Annotated in this window: 11 protein-coding genes; all 11 read right to left on the minus strand. The window is 48.0% G+C overall.

Going from position 1 to position 13,469, the window contains the following annotated elements:
- Nucleotides 1–127: 127 nt before the first annotated feature.
- On the minus strand, nt 128–673 hold the full coding sequence (gene rfbC, locus ACTG2G_RS23335) for a dTDP-4-dehydrorhamnose 3,5-epimerase (RefSeq protein ID WP_439985149.1): 546 nt from the start codon (nt 671–673) through the stop codon (nt 128–130).
- Between the two features lie 60 nt (nt 674–733).
- On the minus strand, nt 734–1,612 hold the full coding sequence (rfbA, locus tag ACTG2G_RS23340) for a glucose-1-phosphate thymidylyltransferase RfbA (protein WP_439985150.1): 879 nt from the start codon (nt 1,610–1,612) through the stop codon (nt 734–736).
- 112 nt (nt 1,613–1,724) lie between these two features.
- Complete coding sequence (gene rfbD / locus ACTG2G_RS23345; protein ID WP_335838261.1) at nt 1,725–2,612, minus strand: dTDP-4-dehydrorhamnose reductase; 888 nt, start codon at nt 2,610–2,612, stop codon at nt 1,725–1,727.
- Complete coding sequence (gene rfbB, locus ACTG2G_RS23350; protein WP_439985151.1) at nt 2,612–3,697, minus strand: dTDP-glucose 4,6-dehydratase; 1,086 nt, start codon at nt 3,695–3,697, stop codon at nt 2,612–2,614. Before rfbB ends, rfbD begins: the two co-directional genes overlap by 1 nt.
- A gap of 104 nt (nt 3,698–3,801) precedes the next feature.
- On the minus strand, nt 3,802–4,869 hold the full coding sequence (locus ACTG2G_RS23355) for an undecaprenyl-phosphate alpha-N-acetylglucosaminyl 1-phosphate transferase (RefSeq protein WP_439985152.1): 1,068 nt from the start codon (nt 4,867–4,869) through the stop codon (nt 3,802–3,804).
- A 777-nt stretch (nt 4,870–5,646) separates the two neighbouring features.
- Nucleotides 5,647–7,632 (minus strand): polysaccharide biosynthesis protein, encoded by a 1,986-nt coding sequence (locus tag ACTG2G_RS23360; RefSeq protein ID WP_439985153.1) that lies wholly within the window; start codon nt 7,630–7,632, stop codon nt 5,647–5,649.
- Complete coding sequence (locus tag ACTG2G_RS23365; RefSeq protein WP_439985154.1) at nt 7,629–8,654, minus strand: MraY family glycosyltransferase; 1,026 nt, start codon at nt 8,652–8,654, stop codon at nt 7,629–7,631. Before ACTG2G_RS23365 ends, ACTG2G_RS23360 begins: the two co-directional genes overlap by 4 nt.
- Nucleotides 8,654–9,610 (minus strand): UDP-glucose 4-epimerase family protein, encoded by a 957-nt coding sequence (locus ACTG2G_RS23370; RefSeq protein WP_421386261.1) that lies wholly within the window; start codon nt 9,608–9,610, stop codon nt 8,654–8,656. Before ACTG2G_RS23370 ends, ACTG2G_RS23365 begins: the two co-directional genes overlap by 1 nt.
- A complete protein-coding gene (locus ACTG2G_RS23375; protein WP_265784316.1) occupies nt 9,610–10,416 on the minus strand; it encodes a glycosyltransferase family 2 protein in 807 nt (268 codons plus the stop codon). The genes ACTG2G_RS23370 and ACTG2G_RS23375 overlap by 1 nt, the downstream gene beginning before the upstream one ends.
- A 322-nt stretch (nt 10,417–10,738) precedes the next feature.
- Nucleotides 10,739–11,779 (minus strand): acyltransferase family protein, encoded by a 1,041-nt coding sequence (locus tag ACTG2G_RS23380; RefSeq protein ID WP_265784317.1) that lies wholly within the window; start codon nt 11,777–11,779, stop codon nt 10,739–10,741.
- On the minus strand, nt 11,776–13,469 hold a 1,694-nt coding region (locus ACTG2G_RS23385), incomplete at its 5' end, for a glycosyltransferase (RefSeq protein WP_439985886.1). The genes ACTG2G_RS23385 and ACTG2G_RS23380, both read right to left, overlap by 4 nt.

Here is a 13,469-nt window from a genome sequence, read left to right on the forward strand (position 1 = left end):
ATAAACTCGCGGCCAGTAATACATCTTACAGTAATAGCCACTGCCTGACTAACTTTTCAAAATATTGTAATATGGTATTCAAAATTAGGCGGGTACAAACATTCACCTTGTGGGCATCTATTTACATTTAAAAGGTAACCGCCAAATTCAATGTAACAGCCTCTTGATCTTTCTTTGACAAACTCACCTTACTTGTCATCGGCCACCTAATCCCGACTAGTGGGTCATCCCAATGGATTGAGCCTTCACTCTGCGGTGAATAGTAATTGGTTGTTTTATACAAAAACTCGGCCGTCTCTGTCAGAGTAACAAAGCCATGCGCAAATCCTTCCGGGATCCACAGCTGTCGCTTGTTTTCTCCAGAAAGATGAACGCCTACCCATTGCCCAAAGGTCGGGGAGCTTTTACGAATATCTACCGCCACATCAAACACTTCACCGGCCACACAACGCACCAGCTTGCCTTGAGCATGAGGCGGCAACTGATAGTGCAAGCCGCGCAATACCCCTTTTGACGATTTGGAGTGATTATCCTGTACAAAAGTCACCGGATATCCTACCGCCTCTTCAAACAACTTGTGGTTGAAACTCTCAAAGAAAAAACCACGTTCATCACCAAATACTTTTGGTTCAAAAATAAGCACATCAGGGATTGCTGTCTTGATTACATTCATCTGTCTACCCGCATTCAATTCAATCTTTATGGGGGCGCAACTTCCCTCCCCCATATCACATCAGGCTTTGGCAACCATTTTTAACAAATATTGGCCGTACGCATTCTTTGCCAGTGGCGCTGCAAGAATACGTATCTGGTCAGCACTGATAAACTTCTGGCGATAGGCAATCTCTTCCGGACAGGCCACCTTCAACCCCTGACGGGTCTCAATGGTCTGAATAAAGTTGCTCGCTTCAATCAGGCTTTCATGGGTACCGGTATCCAACCAGGCATAACCACGGCCCATCATGGCCACCGACAGATTACCTTGCTCCAGGTAGATACGGTTCACATCGGTGATTTCCAGCTCACCACGGGGCGACGGCTTCAGGCTCTTGGCGATCTCCACCACGCTGTTGTCGTAGAAATAGAGGCCGGTGACCGCATAGTTACTCTTGGGCTTCAACGGCTTCTCTTCCAGAGAGATAGCGGTACCTTCTTTATCAAATTCCACCACCCCATAACGCTCGGGGTCATGCACATGGTAGGCAAAGACGGTAGCGCCACTCTCTTTGGCCGCTGCGGCTTCCAACTGTTTCTGCAGGTCATGACCGTAGAAGATGTTGTCGCCGAGTACCAGAGCACAGGGGTCTGACCCGATAAACTCTTCACCCAGAATAAAGGCTTGTGCCAACCCGTCCGGACTTGGTTGTACCTTGTACTGCAAATTCAGACCCCACTGGCTACCGTCACCCAGCAATTGCTCAAAGCGGGGAGTATCTTGCGGCGTGCTGATGATCAAGATATCGCGAATTCCCGCCAGCATCAGGGTGCTCAGCGGATAGTAGATCATCGGCTTGTCATAGATGGGCAGCAGCTGCTTGCTCACCGCCATGGTCACAGGATAGAGACGGGTGCCAGAGCCACCGGCCAGAATAATGCCTTTACGTTTGGTCATGATGCTTGTTTCTTATTTTTAAATTGCAAAAGAAAAGGGTGGCTTGCAGCCACTCCTTTCTGTTTTATCCCTGCCAGCCAGGGAGGCAGTCACTACATCCCAGGCCAGTAATTTACTTACCGAGGATCTCGGTCAACATCCGCTCCACACCGACTGTCCACTCCGGCAGCACCAGATCGAAGGTGCGCTGGAATTTGCCGGTATCAAGGCGGGAGTTATGGGGGCGTTTGGCCGGAGTCGGGAAGGCGCTGGTCGGCACCGCATTGAGTTGTGTCACCGCCAGTTCAACGCCAGCCTCTCTGGCTTTGGCAAACACCAGCTGGGCGTAGTCAAACCAGGTGGTGGTACCGGAGGCAATCAGATGGTACAGCCCGGCGACCTCGGGTTTACTCTGCGCAACACGGATCGCATGGGCGGTGCAATCAGCCAGCAACTCGGCGCCGGTCGGTGCGCCGAACTGGTCATTGATCACTGACATCTCGCTACGCTCTTTGCCAAAGCGCAGCATGGTCTTGGCAAAGTTGGCGCCGCGGGCGGCATAGACCCAGCTGGTACGGAAGATCAGATGACGGGAGCAGAGGGACGCACCTTGCTCACCCGCCAGCTTGGTTTCGCCATAGACGTTGAGCGGTGCAGTTGCATCGGTTTCAACCCAGGGGCGCTCGCCGCTACCATCGAACACATAGTCGGTGGAGTAATGCACCAACCAGGCACCCAATGCTTCCGCTTCTTTGGCGATCGCCGCTACACTGGTCGCGTTGAGCAGCTCGGCAAACTCCCGCTCGCTCTCCGCCTTGTCGACTGCGGTATGGGCCGCGGCGTTGACAATCACATCCGGCTTGACCAGTCGTACCGTTTCGGCCACCCCTGCCGGATTGCTGAAATCGCCACAATAGTCGGTGGAGTCAAAATCAACGGCAGTGATGCGCCCGAGCGGGGCCAGTGCACGCTGCAGCTCCCAGCCTACCTGGCCGTTTTTGCCAAACAGCAGGATATGCATCAGATACGCTCCCCGTAATTCTGCTCAATCCAGGACTGGTAGGCACCGCTCTTGACGTTGCTGACCCACTGCTGGTTATCCAGATACCACTGTACAGTTTTGCGAATGCCAGACTCGAACGTTTCTTGCGGTTGCCAAGCAAGCTCGGCACTCATCTTGGTCGCATCGATGGCATAGCGGCGATCGTGGCCGGGGCGATCCGCCACATAGGTGATTTGCTCACGATAAGAGCCCGCCTTCGGCACCATCTCGTCCAGCAGATCGCAGATGGTGTGTACCACCTCCAGATTCTGCTTCTCGTTGTGGCCGCCGATGTTGTAGGTCTCCCCCACCAAGCCAGTAGTCACCACCTTGTAGAGCGCGCGCGCATGATCTTCTACATAGAGCCAGTCACGGATCTGGTCGCCCTTGCCATAGACCGGCAGCGGCTTGCCATCCAGTGCATTGAGGATCACCAGCGGGATCAGCTTCTCGGGGAAGTGATAAGGGCCGTAGTTGTTGGAGCAGTTGGTGACAATGGTCGGCAGGCCGTAGGTACGGCGCCAGGCGCGTACCAGGTGGTCACTGGAAGCCTTGGAGGCAGAATAGGGGCTGCTGGGGGCGTAGGGGGTAGTCTCGGTAAAGAGCGGCAATGGCTCACCGGCAGCCACTTCATCCGGATGGGGCAGATCCCCATACACCTCATCGGTGGAGATATGGTGGAAGCGGAAGACCGCCTTGCGTACCTCGTCCAGACCGTTCCAATAGGCACGTGCCGCTTCCAGCAACATATAGGTGCCAACGATATTGGTCTCGATAAAGTCAGCCGGGCCTGTGATGGAGCGGTCAACATGGCTCTCGGCGGCCAGATGCATCACCGCATCCGGCTGGTGCAGGGCAAACACCCGATCCAGCTCGGCGCGATTGCAGATATCCACTTGCTCAAACGCATAACGCTCGCTTGTCGATACATCGGCCAGGGATTCCAGATTGCCGGCATAGGTGAGTTTATCGAGATTGATAACGGCATCCTGGGTATCACGGATAATATGGCGCACCACGGCAGAGCCGATAAAGCCTGCGCCGCCTGTTACAAGGATTTTCATTCTATTTATTAGGCCATGTTGAAGTTAAATGCCTCTCTCCGAGAGACAAAAATGAAGGGTGTTAATATGTTCTTAGCCTAGGTTTGATAGTGCACGTGCACTAGTCAATGACTATTGTTACGAACTTGACTCTTGCTGCTTTTTATCCAGCGCCCCACTCGCCAGGCGTAATTAATGGCAAGCACATAACCAGCAATGAACAGCAAATAGATAGCCATCATTGACCATTCAGATAACTTTGCTATTTCAGCCAATATACCCATAAAAACAATACCAACATTACTAACAACCATTAGTAGTAGTGCTTCACGATGGGTAAATCCAGCATGCAACAGAATATGGTGCAGGTGATTACGGTCAGCCTTGAGCGGCGATTGACCTTTGCGAATACGGCGGATCATAATCCCTACCATATCAATCAGCGGCAGCCCCATCAGCCAAAGAGCCATCACAGGCCTGAATGCGGGGCGTTGCTCGGTGACTTGTGAACCATAAATAACCAAAAAACCAATGATGAAACCCAAAAACATAGAGCCAGCATCACCCATAAAGATCTTGCGCTTAAAGGGTGGGATGGTGAGGTTGATTGCCAGATAAGGCACTAGTGCAATTGCAATCACTAAACAGAAATTTGCCATTTCTGGCATGGTATTGCTGAACAACGTAGCCAGCCCAACCAAGCTGATCCCAGCCATTGAGCCCGCGAGCCCATCGATGCCATCCATCATATTGAAGGCATTCACCGCAGCACAAACAGCCAGCACTGCGACAATAACCTCACCCCAAGGCAAGTGAATATCACCGAGTCCCAGTAGGTCACCGAAGTTATGCAAACCGACTTCAGTTGAGAGGCATAGAATAACGATGAGTAACGCTTGCAGTCCGAGTCGTAACTTGGGTGAGATATCGAGCGCGTCATCCACCGCACCAATCACCATCATAGCACCAGCACAGAGTAGTAACATCAACAAAGGAAGAGAAAGCGGCATCGTCATAAAAACACTGAGATACACACCTATACTGACAGCCAAACCACCAATCAGTGGAATGGCCCCCACATGCTGTTTGCGTTGGTTCGGCATGTCTACCAGTTGCAACTTACCAGCCAGCGGACGCAACAATGCGATCGCTAATGCCGTGCCAATAAAAGCTACTAAACCTGACATTTCCATGATTTTATCCCTGTACTATCTCTTTAATTGCACAAAAGAGCGCATCCTTGCGAACTTGAGCGCATCATTAATCTACTAAATCAACCCCGTGTCCTAACGACATCTTACTGAACTGCATAATTGTTCTTATAAAAGCTATTAAAAATAAGATTTCACATCTGTTACAGATCAAGTCTCTGGCATCACGTAAAGCTCGTAGAGATCATTGAATGTGCCTTCCCCTTTCAAATAGTAAAGGGTTTGTTATAGCAATATCTCTGTCAGAGGTTTTTCCACCCCAATACACAATGCTTGGGCTAGCCTCGCGCTAACACTTTGAGCAAACATACAAAATATGCACCACAACAGTAGTGTAATATGTTGTATTTGTTATCGCAGTGTAATATGTTGTATTTATTATCTTTTGCGGCCACTCATTTGACCAAGCAATGTTCGAATTACCGTAAAAAAGATAAGCTACCGCCCCTGAGTTACAGCCCTCAGCCCGCTCAAAAATCTACCTAATTGTCAAACAAATGGTAAGAGACATGACGAGATCATCGCACCACAGCTCAATCCATTACTCGTGGTGTGACCGACAAGACTTGCCGCCTTTCGTGCAAGATATCATGGGTCTTGCCTAATCAACCTATTTAGGGGCACAGAAACACAGATATGCCCTTTCAATAAGGGCCTTATAATACCAGCCGTTTGATGAAATTAGTAGCCAAGTTAGTCCAAATGCAGGTTATTTAACCAAAAGCACAAGCAGCCCAATGACACCAGCATCCAAGCAAATCAGTTTTTTGCAAGCAAAAACTCGATGTTGTGAGAGGGCAACGACACGACATTATCTTGTGATTTGGCCTGTTTTCTGGCAAGCCACACCAGATCACAAATACCATCTGTTGGTTCAAATGCAGCCGGAGCATTCATCAGGATGTCACGTACTTGCTGGTGATCAAAGTGGTGGCAAGCATCATCCAATGACGCTAACAAAGGGCGCAGTCGCGACCAGGGCAACCAGCACTCTTGTGCCACCATGATCCTGGGATGCTCGGTTCCTCTGGCATCATCACCAATCAGTAACTCTTCGTAGAGCTTTTCACCCGGCCGCAACCCCGTTACCTCGATGGCGATATCACCATCGGGCCGCTGCTCATCACGCAGTGTCAGGCCGCTGAGGCGTATCATGCGTTTGGCCAACTCCATGATCCGTACCGGTTGCCCCATATCGAGCACGAAAACATCGCCTCCCTCCCCCATTGCGCCCGCCTGGATCACCAACTGGGCTGCCTCAGGAATGGTCATGAAATAACGAATGATATCGGGGTGAGTCAAGGTGATGGGCCCACCTTTGTCTATCTGTTGTCTAAACAACGGGACTACTGAGCCAGAAGAACCGAGCACATTACCAAAACGCACCATGCAAAAACGGGTTTGATGCTTTTCACGGGTCAACGCTTGCAAGACTAACTCAGCCATACGCTTGCTAGCCCCCATGGTATTGGTCGGGCGTACCGCTTTATCAGTTGAGATCAGTACAAACGTTTCCACTCCGGCTTCAATAGCAGCTTGTGCCGCATAGAGGGTGCCAAAAACGTTGTTACGCACCCCTTCGATGATATTGAACTCGACCAGTGGCACATGTTTGTAAGCTGCTGCGTGGTAGACGGTCTGGATCCGAAAGCTCTGCATCACTGTTTTGAGGCGATGCTGACGCTGCACAGATCCTAATAGCGGTATTAGCTCAGTTGCGATCCCTTCGCGCTGGCACTGCTCACTTAAATTTTTATGCAGGTCATAGAGGGCATATTCAGATAACTCGAACAATACAAGCGTAGAGGGGTGGCACCGCAAGATCTGGCGACAGAGCTCAGAACCGATTGATCCTCCGGCACCAGTCACCATGACAGCCTTACCTGTGATATTGGCCTCCATCAATCTCGTCACAGGTTCTACAGGGTCTCTGCCCAACAGATCGTCGATAGAGACCTCATTGAGCTGATCGATACGTGCAGAACCATTAACCAAATCGGCCATGCCCGGGATAGAGAGCACTTCGCAAGAGAGGGGCTCAAGTGCATTGATCACCTCCTGACGGCGAGCCCTGGTGCTGCTCGGCATAGCCAGCAAGATCTTCTGGACACCATGGAGCTCAATCAGAGTTGGCAGTTGGGCACTGTGATAGACGGTGCATCCCTGGATAACGCAGCCCTGTTTGGCGGGATCATCATCAACAAAGGCGACTGGATAAAACTCATTACCTTGCAGCAATGCCACCTGTAGCTGGCGCCCAGAAGAGCCAGCTCCATAGATCAATACCTGCGTACGAGCCAAACGGGTAGTATTAAGCAAGGCCCGAAAGAACAAGCGCACACCACCGACCAGCAGCACCAGAAAGGAGAGATAGATAACCGATACCGTTCTGGGCAAGAAGATATCGAAGTAAAACGCAGATATAACGAAGAAACAGGTAGAAAGAAATGCCCCTAACAAGATTGTCCAGAGCACTCGAAAACTGACATATCGCAATACCGCACGATACAACCCCAGACGAACAAATAGACCGATACTGACAATGATGATTGCCCCTAGCAGTGCCCAGTGATGAGGGCTATCGATTGGCCAGCTGCGCTCCAGCCTGATCCAGTAGGCCCCCCAATATGTCATTGTGATGAGCATGACATCGACTGTGACAGACACTGCGCGCTTACTAGTCCGGGACAAGGAACCAAGGAAAGTGAGCAACCAACTCCCCATAGGCAACAACTGATGTTTCATTCCGGCACTCCTGCATTCAGGTAATACGCAAGATAGGTTAACGGCAAGTAAGCAATCGACAACCCGAGAAAACCATCGATCTGATCAGAAACAATCATCGCAGCGATAGGCGCAAGCCAGAGGCAATTTATCAGCAGCACCGCCGAAGTCACGCGTCGATGGCTTTGCCAGCGCCTTGCAGCATATTGAAATGCATGAGTACGATGGGCTTCACTCAGGCGGCACTTTAGACGATAGCGATTCAACAAGGTCCAGGTGGCGTCGACTACAAAGACTCCGAGCATAACAAGCCAGCCCCACAGAAATTGAGGGGCAGAAGCGGCATCCAGCAACATCAGAGAAGCCAGCATCAAGCCAAGAAAACCACTGCCGCCATCCCCCATAAAGATCCTGGCTGGCGGAAAATTCCAGCACAAGAAGCCCGCCGCCGAGACCCCCAGTAGCAGGGGCAAACTGGCAGATGACCACTCACCCCCAACGAGATAATGAAATAAAGCCATGAACAGGCAAACGATAACGGCCTCACTGGCCGCCAAGCCATCGATGCCATCCATAAAGTTGTACAGATTGATAAACCAGATCACCCCCAGCCAAGCGATTAGATAACCAAACCAGGCAAGATCCAGCTGCCAGCCAAAGAAGGTCAGCTCTGGCAAACCATCAACAGCAGATACCACCAAGGCTGCCGCCATGCTCTGCACAATCAGGCGGGTTCTGGGCTTGAGAGAGATGTGATCATCGATAAAACCAACCAATGCAATGGCCAATGCTGCAGTCCATATCAAAGCGAAACTACCATGAGATATGCCATAGGGCAGCGGGAGCAGGGCGACAAACAAAGGCGCTGCCAGCAGAAAGGTCGCCACGATAGCCATGCCACCACCTCTCGGAGTAGGCACCTGATGTGAACTGCGATGATTGGGCTGGTCAAGCAAGTGGTTCAGAGCATAACGCCGGAGTAAACCAGTACCAGTAACTGAACAAAGCAGGCACAACATCAAAAAAAGAACAAATGCAAACATCAAGGTGACTCGTTATGGGAAGATGCCATCAAAGATAGGGTCTGAGAGAGCGAACAGGGTGCCGACCATTGTAATCGGCTCTGTGCCTTACTGGTATCCATTTCCAGAGAGCCATAAATACGCTGCAACTTGGAATCAATCCCCAAACAGCGGCCAAGCCCCCTTATCAACCTTGGTGGGGTATAAAACAGCCTACAGGGAACACCTTCTGCATCAGCAATCGCTGCAAGCAACTTTGATGTCGACATCGCGACAGGATCTGCAACCAGAAAGACCTGGTTCACTGCGGCTGGGTGCTCCATCGCATGGGAAATAAAGTCACACAGATTAGGCAACGCCAACAGGCTGCGCGCATTGTTCAGACGGGCAAAGGGTAGCGGGATCCCTTTGCGCACCCACGTCATCATACTGGCAAAGTTAGCCTTCACTCCTTCTCCATAGATAAGAGGAGGACGAACGATGGTAACAGCCATACCACACTCTTTCGCAAGCGCCATCAGCCCTTGTTCCGCATCATACTTCGAGCGTCCATAGGGATCTTCTGGCGGACTCTGCACATGCTCATCAAATGGCTTGCCTGGCTCGGTGTGCTCGCCATTCACTTTGATCGAACTGATAAAAATGAAGCGCTTTACTCCTGCGTCAGCCGCTTGGCGAGCAAGCGTGAGCGTCCCCTCTGTATTCACTGCTCGAAAAGCCGCCAGGGGATCTGTCGCGGTATCCGACATCACATGGACCCTGGCTGCACAGTGAACAACCACATCCACTTGTTGCAATTGGGCCGTCCAGTCGGCATCCTCAGTCAAAGAGGGAGCCTGAACCTGGTAAGAAGCCAGCGGGTAACATCGCACCGCACCTTTCACATTGGCTCCACATCTAATCAGGTGTTCACAGACCGCTTTGCCTACAAATCCGTTGGCACCGGTGACCAAGACTGTACTTTTGATATCTGCCATTACCACCAACGCCAACCGTGAATATTGAAGAACGTCACCATGGAACGCCCAAACATCCAGATATGGCGCCAGCCTTTGCGGGATGCATGACCACCGTGATGAACGACCTTCACCTGAGGGACATAGGCAATCCGGCTGATCTTTCCTGCCCGTAAACTGATGTCAAAATCTTCAAAATAGAGGAAAAAGCGAGGGTCAAATCCTCCGAGCTGCTGCAATACATCTGTGCGAAACAGCATAAAACAACCACTGACAATGGGTGGGTCCCACAGCACGTCATGATTGTTGAGCTGATCTGCCATCTCATATTTTGCCAAGCGCGTCTGGAATAACTTCTTCACACTCGCAGGAGCAAATCCACGCAACAATAGATCAAATACGGTTGGATAGCGTTTGCAGAGCCGTTGTACCTTACCATCCTCCCATGTTGCGAAAGGCGTCAATAATCCGCAATCCGGATGTTGCTCCATAAATTCGAGTGCATTTTTCAGTGCATCCGGGGCGACTTCAAGATCGGGGTTAAGGATAAGATGATATTTAGCATCAGTCTGCAATGCGCGGTTATGGCCAGCACCAAATCCAGGATTTGACTGTGCAAAAATCAAGTCGTGAACACCTATAAAGCTCTTGCTTATATCTTCATTTTGAATAGCAAAATCACTCGATGGAGAGTGATCTACAACTATCAAGGAACTAACAACCCCAGCTTCAGTGATTGCTCTCTGTAGTTTGTTGAGAGTGCTTGCTATCATCGCCTTTTCAGTACAATAAGCGACCACACCAATAGTTAGATAGGACTTGGGCATACTATTTACCATAGCAAAATATTGCGCTCACAAAGTCACAAGTGAAAAAAGATAGAGTTAGCATAGTAACTATATTAACCTTTCATGCCATGATAATAAAAGCTGACTGTACAAGTATCGAGCCAGCGCTTTCTATCGATTATTATAGGTTCATTTGACATGGTTAATTGCATGGTCCATAAAATAGAGAACGCTTAAACCATTAGCTTTACAATACATAAAAATCATTGTATCAATCACAACGAGCGTGAAATTAAAAGCCCACTGCAGACATTACACTAAAACATATGTTTTTAAATACGACATTGTTATTTTGTAAGAATCATCGCATAAACCTACGCTCAATAAAATAAAATGAAAATGACCCCATAAATAAAACCATCACAATAATAGATGTTGATAATAACATTGGTGACGAAATCATGCCCTTCACCTGATTCGCAGCATTTATGATCGGCATGTGATAAAGATAGATGCTGAAACTGATCATGCCGATAAATGATAGACCAGACCATCGACATAAACGAACAAACCATTTATTTCGCTCAAGCATGATAAATGCAAAAATAATCATCCCAAATCCCAAAGCCAAATAGGTTCTGGAAAATACCATCGAAGATACTTCTATCCAAAATGTATCGTCCAAATTTTTAACGAAACTGACAATTAAAATAAAGCCTGTAATAAGCAGCAAAAATGCAACATAGTTCCTTGGATGTTTTGCTTGAACTAAACAATCGGCATAAACAAAGGCGATGAAACAACCTATAGCAAATTCATCCAACATACCAATCACTTGAGTAGACCAGATGAATTCCTGCATGGGTTGACCATTAAAATATAAATAAATAATATAACGCCATAACCAAGCGACTATAAACATACCAAACAATATAATATACTTCTTACTAGTAGAGCGTAAAAAGCAAGCAGTAACAGCCATGAATATATAGAACGAAAATTCAACACCTAACGACCAATAAGCTCCATTAATGGAACCATGTGTTTGTTCTAAATAAGAGTGTATAAATAAAAGGTGCGCTACGGTATGCACAATACCATTGGATGTAGTAATGAAATAAAAACCACTAAATGTAATAGTGAGCAACATAGATACATAGTAAGGTGGTGCGATGCGCAGGAATCTACGTTTAAGAAAATTAATTACTTTCCACTCACGAGGTCTAATTACACAAAGGCAAATAAAAAATCCACTTAACACAAAAAATAGATCAACGCCTACCCATCCCCAATAAAATATATGTGGCCAAACGGCCACACTTAACTCTTCCATGTGATAAAACAATACCAATAAAGCCGCAACACCTCGCAATACGTCCAATGATTCTAATCGAGCAGTCATTTAATAATCTCGTGCATTGGTTTACGACTCAGCAAGCGCTTTATTGCTCTCTGCAATTTAAACGGAATGAAACGTGCCAATGAACTAACAAAGGGCATATTTCTAACTTTCCATAGATACTGTAAAAATTGTTCTTTTCTTGATAACAGTACAGCACTAGGAGCAATATTTAGCTTTTCATTCCACTTCTTGACTAATTTAGAACCATCAACAGGTGTCAAAACTGCCAAGCCACTCAGGTATTTCTCTTGATAGAAGATATCATCTCTCTCTATTTCATCACAAACTTCACTCGACACCACGAAATCGCTTAACTCGGCGCCTTGGGCATAAGCACGCCAAAATGCTGCACAATCAATGGGTTTGATATTCCATGGTAATAGTAAAGAGTGATTTCTATTTTCGATACGCTCGACAAAAGCACCAATATTCGGACATACAACAGGATATGTATGTTCAAGTGCAATGGATAATGTATAACTGTATGTCTCAGGCCATAAAGCAGGGAACCAGACAACATGAGGTTTAATACTATCAAGTTTCTCTTCAAGTTGATCCAGTCTATACGCACCATGATTCACAACCCCACGCAAGGGGCGATAACCATAACCTAGTAGATGAAACTCTATCTTATTTGGATCACACAGCAAGGCGACTTGTTCTAGTAGATCAGCTCCCTTTTCCCGACTTAAAGCACCAAGGATAAGTACACGTAGGGGGTCGCCTGGTTTATGGGCCTGCTTAGGTTCTGGGTAACGATAAGCATCTGGATGGTATGTAATAATTGCCTTGCTAGATAGCTCGCTCTTATTCCCATAAAGCCTACTAAAGCGCTGATATACATCTTGACTAGGATAAATAATTCGCTCAGCTCGAGAAAGTAAGGGAAATATACCGCTGCGCCATTCCTCGCCAGAAACACTGATTTGTGCAGCATCTCTACATATATCATCATAATTTTGATTATCCTCGCTCACAAATTGTCCATAGCGATCTGTAAGCGTTGGATTACCATTTAACATATAATAATCATGAATCGTCACATCATAGGAAATTCCTAGCGAACTAGGTAGCAACCAGGTGCGTGGTGGCAGACCCATGCTATGGTGAAAATGTACACGACTAACTCTGAGGTCTCGCAAGAAGCTCACTAATAATTCATATTCTGTGTGAATATTGAATACAAATGCATCGCTCTTATCACCGTTAAAGGCACTCAAATAAAGATTAACATATCCTTCTCTACCCCCAGGAGTTAGACGGAGAAACAATACCTTTCCCAAATAATATGATGCTAGCTCAGAAACATGTTGAGCTACCCCACCACCGAGGTGATGTGCTACGGCTAAGACTACTGGGAGACCCGTCTCAGCAATGTATCTTACTTTAGCCATCATCCTAGCCTGTCTTGCAGGATCTTGTGCAATGAATGCCATGACATCGCGGGTATAATTAGGGTGTAGTGTATTAAGCAGCTCTAATGCACGAGCTTTTCTTGGATCCCCTTCATCCAGAAAACTGACACCGCCTTTATGGTAGGCAAACACATTTAATTGGTGATAATTCTTCCATCCCAACTTTTGTGCTCGTTGGCACCAATCATTCTCCTCTCCATACCCCTTGCCAAAGGTCTCCTCATCAAAATAACCGACAACATCCAAGCAATCACGCCGGATATACATGCAAAATC

The organism is Aeromonas sp. 55A (assembly GCF_051919665.1).
Classification (GTDB): Bacteria; Pseudomonadota; Gammaproteobacteria; order Enterobacterales; family Aeromonadaceae; genus Aeromonas; species Aeromonas veronii.